Source organism: Calditrichota bacterium (genome assembly GCA_013152715.1).
GTDB lineage: Bacteria > Zhuqueibacterota > Zhuqueibacteria > Thermofontimicrobiales > Thermofontimicrobiaceae > 4484-87.
This window is the reverse complement of the sequence record JAADFU010000167.1, coordinates 1-15,935: the sequence shown is the minus strand read 5'-3', so window position 1 is coordinate 15,935 and position 15,935 is coordinate 1. Positions and strand designations below refer to the sequence as shown.

Annotated in this window: 12 protein-coding genes and 1 other RNA gene; 10 read left to right on the top strand and 3 right to left on the bottom strand. The window is 45.1% G+C overall.

All coding sequences use genetic code 11. From position 1 onward, the window contains the following. The first annotated feature begins 434 nt into the window (after positions 1 to 434). The 4 genes from GXO74_12595 to GXO74_12580 all read left to right on the top strand — a co-directional run bounded on the left by GXO74_12595 (position 435) and on the right by GXO74_12580 (position 3,955). Positions 435 to 1,535, top strand: a complete 1,101-nt coding sequence (locus GXO74_12595; protein ID NOZ62505.1) for a DUF2961 domain-containing protein — start codon at positions 435 to 437, stop codon at positions 1,533 to 1,535. A gap of 83 nt (positions 1,536 to 1,618) precedes the next feature. Next, on the top strand, positions 1,619 to 3,166 hold the full coding sequence (locus GXO74_12590; GenBank protein ID NOZ62504.1) for a YifB family Mg chelatase-like AAA ATPase: 1,548 nt from the start codon (positions 1,619 to 1,621) through the stop codon (positions 3,164 to 3,166). A gap of 11 nt (positions 3,167 to 3,177) precedes the next feature. Further along, positions 3,178 to 3,519, top strand: a complete 342-nt coding sequence (locus tag GXO74_12585; GenBank protein ID NOZ62503.1) for a hypothetical protein — start codon at positions 3,178 to 3,180, stop codon at positions 3,517 to 3,519. Between the two features lie 88 nt (positions 3,520 to 3,607). After that, entirely contained in the window at positions 3,608 to 3,955 is a 348-nt protein-coding gene (locus GXO74_12580) for an STAS domain-containing protein (protein NOZ62502.1), read from the top strand. A 2-nt stretch (positions 3,956 to 3,957) separates the two neighbouring features. Here GXO74_12580 and ssrS read toward each other — a convergent pair. Further along, positions 3,958 to 4,148: non-coding RNA, 6S RNA (gene ssrS / locus GXO74_12575), on the bottom strand. 145 nt (positions 4,149 to 4,293) lie between these two features. Here ssrS and GXO74_12570 point away from each other — a divergent pair. The 6 genes from GXO74_12570 (at position 4,294) to GXO74_12545 (ending at position 13,847) form a co-directional block, all read left to right on the top strand. After that, entirely contained in the window at positions 4,294 to 5,436 is a 1,143-nt protein-coding gene (locus GXO74_12570) for a P1 family peptidase (GenBank protein NOZ62501.1), read from the top strand. Positions 5,437 to 5,652: 216 nt separating this feature from the next. Further along, a complete protein-coding gene (locus GXO74_12565; protein NOZ62500.1) occupies positions 5,653 to 6,954 on the top strand; it encodes a nodulation protein NfeD in 1,302 nt (433 codons plus the stop codon). Positions 6,955 to 6,971: 17 nt separating this feature from the next. Further along, positions 6,972 to 7,727 (top strand): slipin family protein, encoded by a 756-nt coding sequence (locus GXO74_12560; GenBank protein NOZ62499.1) that lies wholly within the window; start codon positions 6,972 to 6,974, stop codon positions 7,725 to 7,727. A gap of 83 nt (positions 7,728 to 7,810) precedes the next feature. Beyond that, positions 7,811 to 9,031, top strand: coding sequence for a hypothetical protein (locus tag GXO74_12555; protein NOZ62498.1), 1,221 nt, complete (start codon positions 7,811 to 7,813; stop codon positions 9,029 to 9,031). An 813-nt stretch (positions 9,032 to 9,844) separates the two neighbouring features. Beyond that, on the top strand, positions 9,845 to 11,620 hold the full coding sequence (locus tag GXO74_12550; GenBank protein ID NOZ62497.1) for a hypothetical protein: 1,776 nt from the start codon (positions 9,845 to 9,847) through the stop codon (positions 11,618 to 11,620). Between the two features lie 49 nt (positions 11,621 to 11,669). Next, the gene (locus GXO74_12545; GenBank protein NOZ62496.1) at positions 11,670 to 13,847 is read left to right on the top strand and encodes a T9SS type A sorting domain-containing protein; all 2,178 of its coding nucleotides are present in this window, start codon (positions 11,670 to 11,672) and stop codon (positions 13,845 to 13,847) included. A 95-nt stretch (positions 13,848 to 13,942) separates the two neighbouring features. On the opposite strand, the gene GXO74_12540 is transcribed toward GXO74_12545, so the two are convergent. Then, positions 13,943 to 14,965 (bottom strand): hypothetical protein, encoded by a 1,023-nt coding sequence (locus GXO74_12540; GenBank protein NOZ62495.1) that lies wholly within the window; start codon positions 14,963 to 14,965, stop codon positions 13,943 to 13,945. Between the two features lie 14 nt (positions 14,966 to 14,979). Next, positions 14,980 to 15,935, bottom strand: a 956-nt coding sequence (locus tag GXO74_12535) for a gamma-glutamyltransferase (GenBank protein ID NOZ62494.1), incomplete at its 5' end; no start/stop codon positions are given.

Sequence of the window (15,935 nt, the reverse complement as noted above, 5' to 3'; positions counted from 1 at the left end):
AGCGCTTGACTGGCAGTCAAGAGGTCAGGAGTTCGAGCCTCCTTAGCTCCACTTTTGTTTTTAAGCCATCTGACCAATCAGGTGGCTTTTTTTTTGTGCGGAGAAACGCCATACCGGAAAAAATATTGCTGCGTCACTGTCGACACTACCTGTCCCCTGCGATGCTTCCGTGGATATTCTGCTCAATGACGGAAAAATCGCTCACCTAATAAAGACAACGAAATATTTGATTTCGCAATTGCTATTGCGTTTCATACAGTGTTTTTATGCGAATGTCAAGTCGCGAAAGGCGAAATGCAAGGAGTGAAACGTAAAATTATTTGACTTTTTTTTCATTTATTTATTATTTATTTATTGCGAAATCGTAAAATTATTATTATATTGTAATCTTCTAATTTGCCATCAATCTTATTTGCCAATTTCAAGAGGAAACTATGACCGAATTTAATGGCCTTCATCTTCATCTTGGTAATCTCTCCAGACTTTCAAACGCAAAAACGCGCTCCATCAGTGCGGAGAATTTCACCGGCGAAAAAGGCAAAGGCGGCATGGCAACGAACGGCGCTACAGAAGTTTTTGCCCGCGATTTGGGTCAGGGATGGAAAATTTCGCCGTGCGTCACGTTGAAATCGCACCAGACATTTACATTAGCGGAAATTCATGGACCCGGCGCTATTCAACACATCTGGATGACGGTGAACGAGAAAGAATGGCGCAGATTGATTCTTCGTTTCTACTGGGACGATGAGCCTAATCCTTCGGTGGAAGTTCCCATCGGCGACTTTTTCTGCAATGGCTGGTGCATGCCCTGCCTGATCAATTCGTTGCCAGTGACTGTCAATCCGCGCGGCGGTTTCAATTCTTACTGGGAAATGCCCTTTAGAAAAAAAGCGCACATTACAGTAGAAAATTTGAGCGACGCGGAAATCGACGGCTTTTTTTACCAAATTGATTACACACTGACAAAAATTCCGGATGATGTCGGTTATTTTCACGCCCAGTGGCGGCGAGCCAATCCCCTGCCCTACAAAAAGGTTTACACCATCGTCGATGGAATTCTGGGACACGGACATTATGTCGGCTCTTACCTGGCCTGGGGCGTCAATCAAAACGGCTGGTGGGGCGAAGGCGAGATAAAATTTTTCATGGATGGCGACAAAGATTTCCCGACAATTTGCGGCACCGGCACTGAAGATTATTTCGGCGGCGCCTGGGGTTTTAATTTTCCCAAAAATAATTACGGCGAGTACAGCACGGCTTACTCCGGCATGCCGCAAGTCATTCGTCCTGATGGCTTCACTGAAGCAAATCAGCGTTTCGGACTTTACCGCTGGCACATCATGGATCCGGTTCGATTCGAAAAAGAGTTGCGCGTGACCATTCAGGATTTAGGCTGGCGAACCGCTATGGGCAAAGAGCCCGCGCGTTTTTTGCCGCGGCAGGACGACATCGCCTCTGTCGGTTTTTGGTATCAGAGAGAACCGCACAGAAAATTTCCGCAATTGCCGGGCAGAGATTTTCTGGAGATAATTTGAGCGATTTCAAATGTTGCAACTTCTGGTATTTTCTGTTCTCTTTTTGGAAACAACTGATGTGAAGCTACGTAAAGTGAGGTACTATGCTTGCCAAGGTAATCAGTGCGGCTGTATTGGGAATCGATGCTTTTCCTGTGGAAGTTGAATCTAATCTTGAATCGCAATTACCAGCTTTTTCCACAGTGGGTTTGCCGGACAGCGCTGTTCGCGAGTCAAGAGAGCGTGTGACAGCAGCAATAAAAAATTCAGGCTATCCCTTTCCGCGAAAACGCATTACCATAAATCTTGCGCCGGCAGACATCAAAAAAGAAGGTTCGGCGTTCGATTTACCCATTGCGATCGGCATTCTTGCGGCGTCCGGTGTGGTTTCCAGTCCCCTGCTGGAAAATTTCATTATTCTCGGGGAGCTCTCTCTGGACGGAAGTTTGCGGCCCATTCACGGCGCGCTTCCCATTGCTATTGAAATTAGTAAACAAAAATTGAAGGGAATTATTCTGCCAAAGTCCAATGCCAGCGAAGCCGCCATGGCGCAAAATATTGACGTTATTCCAGTGGACGATTTGAAATCGGCGGTGAATTTTTTGAACGGAATGATGGAAATTTCGCCTTTTCAGGTGTCGCTTGCGGAAATCTTTTCCCGGAGCAGAAACTACCACGTCGATTTTCAGGACGTGAAAGGACAGCAGCACGTAAAAAGAGCGCTGGAAGTTGCTGCGGCCGGCGGGCACAATATTCTGATGATTGGGCCGCCGGGATCAGGAAAAACCATGCTGGCGAAAAGGCTGCCGACAATTTTGCCGGATTTGACTCTCGAAGAAGCCCTGGAAACAACAAAAATCCACTCAGTCGCCGGCTTGCTTCCGGCAAACAGTCCGTTGATTGCCATCAGACCCTTTCGTTCGCCGCACCACACAATTTCTGATGCGGGACTCATCGGCGGCGGTCATATTCCCAGACCCGGTGAAGTAAGTCTGGCTCATCACGGCGTACTTTTTCTGGACGAATTGCCCGAATTCAAAAAAAACGTGCTGGAAGTGATGCGCCAGCCGTTAGAAGACGGAAGAGTGACAATTTCTCGCGCGGCGATTTCTCTGACCTATCCGGCACAATTTATGTTAGCCGCGGCAATGAATCCATGTCCCTGCGGTTACGCTACGGATCCGAATCACGAATGTTCGTGTACGCCGCCGCAAATTCAAAAATACCTGTCTCGTATTTCGGGACCACTGTTAGACAGAATCGACATTCACGTGGAAGTTCCGGCAGTGAAATATTCCGAACTCTCCAGCGACCAGTCCGGAGAGCCGTCTTCGAACATTCGGGACAGAGTTGAGCAAGCGCGTGAAATCCAGCTTCGCCGTTTCGCCAATAAGGCGAACATCTACTGCAACGCGCGAATGGAATCGCGCGACATCCGAAAATTTTGTAAAATTGACGATAAATGTCAGGAACTCATGAAAATGGCAATTACCAAAATTGGCTTATCTGCACGTGCCTACGATCGCATTTTGAAAGTTGCGCGCACAATCGCTGATCTAGAGCATAGTCAGGAAATCCAGCCGCAATACATCAGCGAAGCGATTCAATATCGCAGCCTGGATCGGCAAATTAATTTTGCAAATTCATTTTAAAGGGAAAAAGCATGTCCGAAAAAAGCCTTGATTTATTTTTCCTGATCCTCACTGTGTTTTTGGGCGCATCTATCGTGCTGCAAATAATTATCGCCAAGCGACTGAATGCAATTAGCAGGCGTTTGTTTAAAATTTTATTTGAATTGCAAGGATATGTTCGCAAAACGAAACAGAAGAGAAAATACACCGTAACCAGAACTTGCGCGACGTGCAAATATCGCGTGCCTTTCTTCAATCTGAAAAAAGGCAACAACGACTTAGTTTATTATCGCTGCCGCTTGACTAATCGAAAAGTTGCTTCTGAGTTTGTGTGTGAACATTTTGTTCTCGATTCGCAACAAAAAGGCGCCTAACGGGCAGCTCTTTGCTACGGCTTTTGTCGCGACAGCGAATTCAGAAGCCAGAAAATAATTCAAAATTGACAATATCTGGAGGATTTGAATGGAGTTCAAGACTGTTGAAGTGGAAGAATATCAGGACAAACTGCTGGTTACTGTTTTGGAAAAGCGAGTTTATCTGGGAATCACCTCTGTGTTTCGCGAAGAGGTACAAACTTTGCTAACAAGGGATGTGAATGAAATCGTTTTCGATCTGAAAAATGTATCGGTCATGAATAGCTCGGGGCTTGGCGTGCTCATTATGGCGAGAGACTCACTGAACAAGCGAGGCGGACAGGTCAAGCTGGCGAATTTACAGACGCTGATGCAGGAAATTTTCAGCAGGATGAGACTGGACACTTTGTTTTCTATTTACCCGAACGCGCAACAAGCATTAACGGATTCAAAATAAAAAAGAACCCTGCAATTATGTGATGGATTTATAAAGAACCCGTGACCGACACGGTGGGTACCCGCCTGAACGCTTTTTACTTCCACTATCCCGCGCAAGCGAGTGAGGCCTGTAATACACGCCCAGAGCCAAGTTCCCAGGTTATAAGGTGTTGGATCTTTATAATTTGCCCATCCTCAAATTGCAGGGCTTATCTGTAATTAATTAACAAAATTAAATGATAAAAGTCAAGGAAAATTTTCGAAAATTTATTTTTGTTAAAATTTAATTAGTAAGAAAATTTCATGGCGTAAGCCTTAAAAAATACTGGGACTAGTAAAATCTTGTCGAGATCACGAATGCAGACTATTTTTTATTTCAAAAAGCTTTTTCTCTTTCTTTTCATTTTTGCATGTCTAACAGCGTCTGGATTCTCTCAAAAAAGAATTCGCGATTATCAAATCAAAGTTGGTATTCTTCCCCCCGGGGAAAATAATGGAATCACCGACGTCAAAGGAGTTAAAGTCGGACAGAGCACAGTCATTTCCGGCAATGACATTCGCACCGGCGTGACTGTCATTCTTCCCCATTCCGGAAATCTTTTTCAGGAAAAAGTCCCGGCGGCGATTTACGTCGGCAACGGATTCGGCAAACTCGTGGGCGTCACTCAGGTGGAAGAATTGGGCTACATCGAAACCCCGATCGCGTTGACCAACACCCTCAATGTTTTTCGTGTCGCCGACGCCATTATTGATTACATGCTGACTCTGCCGGGAAATGAAAATATCCGCTCCATCAATCCGGTTGTCGGCGAAACGAACGACGGATTTCTCAACAATATTCAAAAAAGAGTAGTGGGCCCGGAGCATGTTTTTCAGGCGATTCAATCAGCAAAATCCGGCAAAGTTGCTGAAGGCTCAGTTGGCGCTGGCACAGGGACAATTTGTTTCGGCTTCAAAGGCGGTATTGGAACCTCATCCCGAAAATTGCCGGAAAAACGCGGCGGCTACACCGTCGGCGTCTTAGTGCAGACGAACTTCGGCGGCGTGCTTTCCATCAACGGCGCGCCGGTCGGACAGGAATTGGGAAAATACTATTTCAAATCTGATTTGCAGAACGGCGGATCGTGCATGATTGTGCTGGCGACAGATGCGCCATTGTCGCACAGAAATCTCAAACGGCTGGCGAAGCGCACTATTTTGGGACTGGCTCGTAGCGGCGGATTTTGCTCCAACGGCAGCGGCGATTACGTGATTGCTTTTTCAACAAACCCGATGTGCCGCATTCGCGCTGACGAAAATAACTCCGAGAAGCTCATTCCGGAAATTTCCAACAATTCCATGTCTCCCCTATTTCTGGCGGCTGTGGAAGCCACTCAGGAAGCGATTTACAATTCTTTGTTCATGGCGACGGACATGTCGGGCTATCAAAATCACAAAATTAAAGCGCTGCCGCTGGATAAAGTGATTGAAATTTGTAAAAAATATGGGCTCATTCGGTGAAATTAGCCTGGGAAAGTTGCATTTTTCCATTTCGCGAGTATTCAAATTTAATTTTTTTTGAAATGAAACTCCTAAAGTCAGCAAAAATAACCCAAACATTTCATTGAATATTTAAAAACTAAAAAAAATGCTTGCGTATTCCAATATATCTGAATATATTAAGGTAAGAAAATTCACGGGGACAAAATTTCAGACCAACTAACGTGGCAGGATATCATGCTTAAATTTTTAAAAAAAGTTATTGGGCTTTCATTTTTGACAATTTTCATTTACATGGCCTCTTTGTTCGGAGATCAGCGCCCACGAGTGGATTTGATTCGCATCAAGGGCGGGACAGTGAATCCAATTTCCGCCGAATACATCATCAATTCCATCGAAAAGGCTGAAGAAAATCGATCCCAGTGCATTGTTATTCAGTTGGATACGCCAGGCGGCCTCATTACAGCGACGCAGGATATTGTGAAAAAAGAATTAGCCGCAAAGATACCAGTCGTCGTTTTTGTTTACCCATCAGGAGCAGGCGCAGTGTCCGCCGGGACGTCCATCACCATCGCCGCGAATTTTGCCGTCATGGCTCCTGGGACAAACATTGGCGCCGCGCATCCTGTTGGCGCGGGTAAAACCGACTCCAGCGATGTTGGCGTGAAAAAAGCGACAAACTGGTGGGCGACTTACAATCGTTCCGTCGCTGAAAAGCGTGGTCGCAATGCAGATTGGCTCGAAAAAGCAGTCAGAGAAAGCGAATCCATCACGGAAAAAGAAGCGGTGAAATTAAATGTGGTTGACTTTATCGCAAAAGACATGAACGATTTGCTGGAAAAATTAGATGGTAAAAAAGCACAGTTGGACTCAGGCACAGTAATTTTGCACACAAAAGATGCCACGATCAACGAGTACCGTCCCAATTTGCGTTTTAAAATTTTGGATCTGATTTCCAATCCGTCCATCGCCTACATTTTGTTGATGCTGGGACTGCTGGGCATGTATTTTGAATTTTCCAACCCCGGCGCTATTGTGCCCGGCGTGTTCGGCGGAATTTCCCTTATTTTGGCGTTTTTTGCCATGCAGCAGTTGCCAATAAACGTGGCGGGAATTTTGCTCATTCTTTTCGCTACCATTCTCTTTGTTCTCGAACTCAAAATTGCAAGTTACGGAATTTTGACAATCGGAGGGATTATATCCATGCTATTAGGCTCACTCATGTTGTTTCGAAGCACGCCTTCCATCTCCGCACATCTGCCGATTTCACTAATTCTCTCTGTGACAGCCATCGTATCCGCTTTTTTCATTTTTGCGATTTTGATGGCCGTACGCACTTACAGGAGACAAGTGACTACGGGAAAAGAAGGAATAATCGGCGAGGTTGGCGTCGCCGTGACGCCCATCATGCCGGAAGGACGAGTGCGAATTCACGGCGAATATTGGAATGCCGTGAGCGATGAAAAAATCAAAAAAAATGAAAAAGTGATTGTGAAAAAAGTGGACAGACTACAGTTAATTGTCAAAAAATATAACTAATTTGACAGGAGGTTCCCATGCAAGGAATTATTGCCATAATTATCATTTTGCTGTTTTTAATCATGAGCTCCATTCGTATTTTTAAAGAATACGAACGCGGCGTCGTTTTTCGGCTAGGACGATTAGTCGGCACAAAAGGTCCCGGATTAGTACTCATTATCCCAATTGTCGACAAGGTCGTCAAAGTCGGTCTGCGCACCATTGCCATGGACGTACCGCCGCAGGATGTCATCACCAAAGACAACGTTTCCGTAAAAGTGAACGCCGTGCTTTACTTTCGCGTCATTGATCCGGCAAAAGCGATCGTTGAAGTAGAAGATTATCTCTTTGCAACTTCGCAATTAGCGCAGACTACTTTGCGCAGTATTTTGGGACAGGCGGAGTTAGATGAGCTATTATCCGAGCGGGAAAAAATCAATCGTGATTTGCAGGAAATCATCGATCACCAAACCGATCCCTGGGGCATCAAAGTGTCTTTGGTCGAAGTGAAACATGTTGATCTACCGCAAGAAATGCAACGAGCTATGGCGAAACAGGCGGAAGCGGAACGCGAACGACGCGCAAAAATCATCCACGCCGAAGGCGAATTTCAGGCTTCTCAGAAGCTCGCCGATGCCGCAGGCGTCATTGCTACAGAACCGATGTCCATGCAACTGCGCTTCCTGCAAACGTTAACGGAAATCGCTTCGGAAAATAATTCCACAACGATTTTCCCGCTACCCATCGAACTGTTCAGTTCGTTCATTACGTCGATGGACAAAAAGGGAAAATAGCCTTTTTAAAATGCAATAAAATATTATTTCAAAAAGCGAGTTTGCGGACTCGCTTTTTGTTAATTGTGGAGATCAACTCTGACATGGAAACGAAAAAGCTCTATTTAGTGCGACCGGATTTGAAACAATTTGAAGCGAAAATTGTGTCAATTGCGCCTTTCGAAGATCACTTTGCCCTGATTCTGGATCAGACGGCCTTCTACCCCACTTCCGGCGGACAGATGCACGACTCAGGCACTGCAAATGGCATTCCGGTGGTTGATGTCATTGAGACAGACGCGGAAATTGTGCACATTTTGCCCGAACCGATTTCCGGCGACAAAGCTACCTGTCAGATAAACTGGGAGCGCCGCTTCGATTTCATGCAGCAGCACACCGCATTTCATATTTTGGCGCAGAGTTTTCTGCGTGTTACGGGCAAAAATACCCTTTCCTCGCATCTGGGCGAAGAATTTTCCACCATCGACGTGGAAACCGCGCAAATCTCCGACCGGGAAATTGAACAAGTGGAAATGCTGGCAAATCAAATCTGTTTCGAAAACCGCGCCGTACGTCATTTTTTTGTCCAAGAAAATGAATTGGATCATTTTTCATTGCGCGCCTTGCCTACCAAAGGGGAACAAATTCGTTTGGTAGAAATCGAAAATTTTGACGTTGATCCCTGCGGCGGTACGCATGTCAATTACACAGGCCAAGTCAGCGTGATTAAAATTCTGAGTCAGGAAAAAATCCGTGGCAATGTGCGACTGACTTTTGTCGCCGGAAAACGCGCGTTGTCGGATTATCAGAGAAAATGGAAAATTTTGAAACAGCTTTCAGCAAAACTGACAGAGGCGGAAGATAAAATAATCAACAAATTTGAAAAATTGCAGGCCGAGCAAAAAGAGTTTCTGAAAATTAAGAAAAAGTATCGCGCATTGTTAATTTCAAAGGAAGCTGACGATCTAATCGCAGAAGCCCATATCAGCGATTCCATCTTTCTGACAAGAATTTTTGAAAACAGAGAGCTTGCGGAAATCAGAGACTTGGCGCGGCAAATCATCAATCGGGGCCATCTGATTGTCATTTTCGGTCTGAAAAACGAACGCGGCAATCTCATCATTGCCAGGAGCAAAGACTTTGAAATTAACCTGGCAGCACTGGCGCCAAAAATAAACGAAATCGTCAACGGGAAAGGCGGCGGTAGAGCTGATTTCATCGAAGTCGGCGGGATTCAGACGAAAAATTGGGAACAGATTCCTGACCAAATAGCTAAATTCATGGACAAAGCTGTGGAACAATTTTCAAAAGAACGCATAAAATAATTATTATGGATCATAAAACAAATCGCAGCAAAGATTTCTTCTGAACCAAACTCTACTTGCATTTCGCTAATTCAAATAATATCGCCGAGCCCAAATCGTGAACATCGTTATTTAACGCAATGCTGAACTTATCATTAACAAAAATTCCGGTACTGCGCTAAGGCGCCCCATCTTCACAATTTATTTTTCGTTAACCCAAAAGTATTAAAATTGAATTCTTTCAACATCATTGCACGCGATAATGGCAATTAACATCAGTGAGTTATTTCGCGAATTCAGGGACTAACTTTAAGCGTCATTTGTGTTTTCTTTTTTCCGAATGAATCAAAATAGCTTTTCCAGCGTCCTCATTTTTCGAAAAATTCATTACAGCCATGAACAAAATATTCAATGAAAAATTATAAAAAAGCTTTTTTATTTTTTGCTTGACTTTGTAAATCCAATCTTGTATAATACATATTAGCTATATTTTAAAATATAGTTTTTTTACCAGGCTCGAATGCGAAATTCATCTGATGAATACCCGAGTTCTGTCAACGGGGCTATTCACTATTATTCAAATGATTTCGTATCTAAATTCAGAAAAAACGATCAATGTGCTTAATAGTGATTATTTTGAAAATACCAGGCTTATTAAATTCAATCTTCCGCATTTCAGTCTTTAGTCCGGAAACAAGATTCAAAGTAACAACTTCCCTAATCATTCTATTCGATCATATTTGAAAATGTCTTGATAATTAAAAAAAAAGGAGAGCCAAAAACAAAAGCCTTGTACTTATTAATCAAATTTACCAACAACAAAGGAGAAGTAAAATGTCAAAAAAAGCACTTATTTTTCTCGCAATTTTTTCATCCCTCTCGTTTCTTTTATTTGCGACAATTCCACAAAAAATAAACTATCAGGGCTATCTCACAGATTCAGCCGGAACGCCAGTCACGACAACGACGCCGCTGGAAGTCATCTTTACTATCTATGATTCTCCGACAACGACTACTTTCTTATGGCAGGCAACGTATGACGTCAGCGTCGTCAATGGTCGCTTTAATGTCGTTCTGGGAAATCCGGATAAATGGGGCAACCCCAAAGAGATTCCTTACACGGTTTTCGACGGCAATACCAGATATCTGGGGATAAAAATTGGCACAGATCCGGAGATGACGCCCCGGAAAGCGCTGAACAGCGTGAGCTACAGTTTCCAATCAAATAATTCGCAACAATTGGAAGGCAAAACCGTTTCTGATTTTGTACAAAAAGTTGACAACGTGGCTGCTGCAGCCGATGGGAATATTGATTTGGTAGCAGGATCTAATATCACCATCACGCCCAATAATTCACAGCACAAAATAACCATTGCTTCAACCGGCGGCGGCGACAATTTAGGAAATCATAAAGCTACCCAAAACATCCGGCTTAACGGACACTGGCTCTCGAACGACGGCAACAGCGAAGGCGTGAAAGTCGATAACAGCGGTCAGGTTGAAACAAGCGGCGATATGCTCGTTGGTGATGATCTGACAACCAACGGCTACGTCTGGTCAGTCGGTAATATCACATCCCAAAACGGTCATATTAAAACAGGTAATTCTGCCCCGGCCTATGTGGGTAACGGCGACATTTATGCCAAAAATGATCTTTACGCAGGCGCAGGTTCGATTATCACAGGAAGTCCGGCCTCAGTGCATACCAACGGAGATATTGTTGCCACCGACGACGTCCTCGCGGACGATGATATCGTAGCTTCAGGCTCGGTTGTCGCCTATAGCGGCGGCGCTAACTACGCTGTTTACGGTGTTCATGGCACTAATTACGGCTATTTAGGGTATGGCACTTATGGAATTTATGGTAAATCTTCTGATGGTGTTGGAGTTTACGGCAAAAGCACCAAGTCAAATAGCTATGGTGTTTATGGCTATAACGCAAATTACTATGCTGGCGCCTTTTGGGGCAAATCCGGAATATATGCCCACGCCTCGAATTATTATGGCATCTGGGCATCCGGTCCTAATAAGGCAGGCTATTTCCAGGGAAATGTCTCAGTATCCGGCACGCTCACGAAAGGCGGCGGCGCTTTCGAAATCGACCATCCGTTGGATCCGGAGAATAAATATCTTCGCCATTCCTTTGTTGAATCGCCGGACATGAAAAACATCTATGACGGAGTCGCCGTGTTAGACCGAAACGGCGAAGCCGAAGTGGTTCTCCCCGATTGGTTTGGAGCGCTCAATAGAGACTTTCGCTATCAGTTGACGTGCATCGGCGGTTTCGCGCAAGTTTATATTTCCGATGAAATTAACAACAATCGTTTCAAAATTGCCGGAGGCAGATCCGGAATGAAAATTTCCTGGCAGGTCACCGGCATTCGGCACGATGCTTTTGCCGAGGCCCATCGTATTATTGTCGAAGAAGACAAACCAGCGAAAGACAGAGGCAAATATTTGTATCCCAAAGAACGTAATATGCCCGAATCAATGGGTATTGATTATGAAGAAACTCAACGGATAATGAAAGAAATGCAACATCAGGAGCCGCCAGCTCCTGATTTGAAAGCTGAACAGCGCTCTGAAAGCGGTTCGCAGCGCAATAATTGATTTCACACTTTTCGTTTTCTTCGATCAACTTAATTTTAAGGAGAGTAAAATGATCAAAAACAAAAGATGGATATTGATTATTGTGCTGGCGGCAGTGATATTTTTGTTTTTGCACTTCGGTCTGGCGCAAGTCAAATTCATCATAAATTATTTTATGTTCGCCGATGTGGTTGACGTCGGAGGAGCCCCCTCTCAATCCACCAACTATTCCCTTGTCGACGCCATCGGGCAACCGGGAGGAATCGGACAATCGGCCAGCACAAATTATGTGGAAGCATCCGGGTTTTTGTACGGCGATCCGGCGCCAACCACAACTCCGGTGCTCCACGTCAGTACGACTACGTTGGATTTTGGGACGTCCGCGACTTCTTTAACTTTCGACATTTCCAACACAGGCACAGGAAGCCTTACCTGGACCGTGACGGAAACTCCCGATAAAGCCTGGTTGACGTCAATTATCCCCAATAGCGGCACAGGAAATGCGACAGTCACCGTTACCGTCGATCGTTCTTTGTTAACAGGGAGCAGCGACACCGGTTCTCTTTCTGTGGCATCGAACGGCGGCAATGCCACGATAGTCGTTTCGATCAGCAAGTTACCGACTGCCGATGTGACGATTAGCGCGCCCAATTTTACCGGTTCTCCCGGAAGCACAATCGACGTTCCTGTTTCTATCACCGACGTCACCGGCAAAAATGTCCTTGCCATTTCTTTCACGATCGAGACAGCGACATCGGTCCTGACGCCGACGAACATTAACAAAACAGGCACAATGATGGAAACCTGGGGAAGCCCGATTTTTTCGATTAATGGCGGGCAAATACTGATCTCCGCAGCCGATGTTTCTCCATTGTCAGGGAGCGGCACGCTTGTTTATATTGAATATACGGTAAATCCGGCAGCTTCAATAGGCTCAACGACCAATTTTCATTTTTTGAGCGCATTACTAAACGAGGGAACGCCAAGCGTCGCGACGCTGGACGGACTGTTTACGGTTAGCGGCGGCTACGATGTCTCCGGGACAATTTTGTACCATCAAAGCGCAGCGCCGGTAAATAATGCGACCGTGACAATAGACGGTAGTTCAACGACAACGGCTTCGGATGGGACATTTTCCTTCTCGGCAGTTGCCGGCGGCGACAAAACGTTAACTCCTTCAAAAAGCGGAGATTTGAAAACCTCCGTTAGCGCTTTCGATGCCTCAAAGATTTTACGATATTCTGTCGGACTTGAAACTCTGTCGCCTTATCAAATGATTGCAGCAGATGTTTCCGGAAACGGTAGTGTCTCCGCATTTGACGCTTCTTATGTCTTGCAATACACCGTCGGACTGATCACTTCGTTTCCCGTAGGTGCAGATTGGAAATTCGTTCCCAATAGTTTTGCAATAAATTCTTCAAATTGGTCAAGCGCACCTAATAACATCCAATATTCTCCGTTGAATTCAAATCAAACGAATCAGGATTTTACCGGAATTGTTTACGGCGACGTTTCAGGAAACTGGAGCGCGGCGAAATTGGCAAAAGCTGTTTCGGGAGAAGCGCAAGTTGCCTTTGGAGAGGTGGCTTTTCTTTCGCCAAAAGAATTTCTGCTTCCGATTAAAGTTCGCGTTAACGGAAATATGTTTTCGGCTCAGGGAAAATTGCAATTCGATGACCGCGTCCTGCAATTGAAAGAGTTTTTTCCGGCGAACGGAGTGAAAGATTTTGCCATCACTCACCAAGTAAACAACGGCAATATCGATTTTGCTCTCGCCGGTGCTCATCCCGTAAAAGACGAAAACGAGCTCGTTTATTTTAAGTTCGCAGCAAAAGTTGACAATGGCGAAATAGCAACAAATCTCAATTTAGCGAATCTCATCATGAATGAAGGGCGCATCGCCGTCACGATTGAGAATGAAACCGTGTCTCTCAATCCGACATTACCACAAAAATATGGGCTCAAACAAAATTATCCCAATCCGTTCAATCCCTCTACCATGATTTCTTTCAATTTGTCTCGCCAGGCAAATGTCAAAATTTCTGTTTTCGACGTGAGCGGCAAAGAAGTCAGGGTTTTGGTAAATGAGAAAACGCAGCCCGGATATCATCATATCGAATGGGATGGGAGAAACAATTTCGGAGAGAAAGTCGCGTCCGGAGTTTACTTCTATCGCATGCAAATTAACGAAGCCAATGGGAAAACGGCGCCGTTCAGCGATGTAAAAAAAATGATCCTCATGAAGTAAAAGGTCAAAAAACAACAAATAGTCAAAAATCAGGAGTGAGACTTGCTTCATTAAATTGAAAGCAGTCTCACTCCTGTAATTGACTGAATTTCCTTTTATTTCTTCGGCAATTCAAACTTCGGGTCGAATAAATTCAGATCAAACTGGTAATTCTGCAATGCGTCTGCCGTCATCGGCGATACAGCGCGCAACAAGCCATCCAGAGAATTTTTCTTCTTCTGGGAAATTTTCACCCGCGAAACAACTTCCACCGACACCTTGGTTTTGTCGAAGCGGTGCAAATAGGGCTCCTGAAATAGGAAATCTGCCATGCGCGGATTGGGATCGATTATGTCCACATTCTCATAACCCGCGCTGTCAAACGCCGCCTTGAAGACATCAATCGCGTAACCGTAATGCGTGCAATTCAGGCTGGCAAAAATCGGCGTATTCGGTTTTATTTTCTGTAGCGCCTCATTGACATAGTTGAAAACATAGCCTTTTGTTTCCTCGCTGTCCGTGCCGCGCTCAATGGCTCCAGCCAAACGATGACATGCCTGCCCGATGATCTTTCCCGGCGCATAACCGCGTTCAATGAGCATTTTTTTGTGACTTTCCGCGCCAATCGTAGTTTTTGTGGCAAAAATGAGCACTGAATAATCAGGATGAATTTTAAAATAATCGTCGATTAAATCCACGCCGGTTCGGACGATGCCGATCACCGGGAAATCGACTTTTTTGGAAAAATCCGTCTTGTCGTACAGCACCGACAACGTGTTGCAAGCAATGAGCAGCAAATCCGGCTGGTATTTTTTCTTCATCGCATTGAGCGCGATATTGAAAATTCTCACTTTCTCCGCTTCGGAGTCCAGACTGTTGTAGCCGCTTTTGTTGTGAAAAAGCGCATTGAAAAATACGATTTTTGCGGAGCGAAACACGCCGCTTTCTTGCAATCGAGTTGCGACATCAGCGGCAACCGAGAGACCGCCAAGTCCGGAATCCGTCACCAAAATTGTTATGTCTTGCTTTTTGTCAAACATTTCCTGCACCAGTTGTTGGTTCGTCTTTTTCTGTCCGCATTGAATGAATAAAAATGAAAATAGAAGAACTAAACTCACCAGCAATGTTTTTGTTTTCATTTTTCCTCCAAAAATTAGTAGCCAATCGCGACACCGTCCCGCCGGGAATCGGCTCCGCCGTGCAAAGTGCCGGTGTTCAGATCAAGCAAAATACCCTGGGCACCGCCGAAATAGTTGTCAAAATCAGCGTGAACTTTTACGGGATGTCCCATTTTTTTCAACTGCCGAATCACTTTTTCATCAATTCGCCCCTCGACGTGAACAATTTTTTTCAAACAATGAATCCGCGGCGCTTCGATAGCGTCATCCAGGGACATGCCGAAATCGATAACGTTCATGATGATTTGCGCCAGCGCGGAAATAATTCGCGTGCCGCCAGGAGTGCCAAGCGCCATGAATGGTTTTCCGTCTTTCAACACAATTGTCGGCGCGATGCTACTGGTCGGTCGTTTGTGCGGTTCGATGGCGTTGGGGCTGTCGGGCTTTTCAGAAAAATCGTGCAAATGATCATTTAGCAGAATCCCGGTGCCTTCGACGACCATGCCGCTGCCGAACCAGTGATTGATGCTTTGCGTCAGAGCAACAAGATTTCCCTGCTCATCCACGACAGAAAAATGGCTCGTGCTGTTGGATTCGCGTAATGCGAGTTCGCGCGGCTGATAATCGAAGCGTGCTTTTGTCGGCAAAATTCGTTTCCGCAGACGTCGCGCGTACTGTTTGTCGACAAAAGTGTCCACGGGCACACGGTAGAAATCCGGATCGGCTGAGTTGAGAGCTTTGTCAGCGAAAATCATTTTCATTGCTTCACTCAAAACGTGCAAATATTGAGCAGAATTGTGCCCAATTTTTGCCACATCGTAGCCTTCCATGATGTTCAAAAGTTCAATTAAAAACGTGCCTCCGCCGGAAGGTGGAGCGCTGGAAACAATTTGGTAACCGCGATAAGTTCCGATCACCGGAGTTCTTTCTTTTGCCTGATAAAATTTCAAATCCGTACTATCGAGCAACCCGTTGTATTTCTTCATTGTCT

Coding starts and splice junctions, on each gene's coding strand:
- GXO74_12595 (NOZ62505.1), top strand. CDS start 435: ATGACCGAATTTAATGGCCTTCATCTTCATCTTGGTAATCTCTCCAGA.
- GXO74_12590 (NOZ62504.1), top strand. CDS start 1,619: ATGCTTGCCAAGGTAATCAGTGCGGCTGTATTGGGAATCGATGCTTTT.
- GXO74_12585 (NOZ62503.1), top strand. CDS start 3,178: ATGTCCGAAAAAAGCCTTGATTTATTTTTCCTGATCCTCACTGTGTTT.
- GXO74_12580 (NOZ62502.1), top strand. CDS start 3,608: ATGGAGTTCAAGACTGTTGAAGTGGAAGAATATCAGGACAAACTGCTG.
- GXO74_12570 (NOZ62501.1), top strand. CDS start 4,294: ATGCAGACTATTTTTTATTTCAAAAAGCTTTTTCTCTTTCTTTTCATT.
- GXO74_12565 (NOZ62500.1), top strand. CDS start 5,653: ATGCTTAAATTTTTAAAAAAAGTTATTGGGCTTTCATTTTTGACAATT.
- GXO74_12560 (NOZ62499.1), top strand. CDS start 6,972: ATGCAAGGAATTATTGCCATAATTATCATTTTGCTGTTTTTAATCATG.
- GXO74_12555 (NOZ62498.1), top strand. CDS start 7,811: ATGGAAACGAAAAAGCTCTATTTAGTGCGACCGGATTTGAAACAATTT.
- GXO74_12550 (NOZ62497.1), top strand. CDS start 9,845: ATGTCAAAAAAAGCACTTATTTTTCTCGCAATTTTTTCATCCCTCTCG.
- GXO74_12545 (NOZ62496.1), top strand. CDS start 11,670: ATGATCAAAAACAAAAGATGGATATTGATTATTGTGCTGGCGGCAGTG.
- GXO74_12540 (NOZ62495.1), bottom strand. CDS start 14,965: ATGAAAACAAAAACATTGCTGGTGAGTTTAGTTCTTCTATTTTCATTT.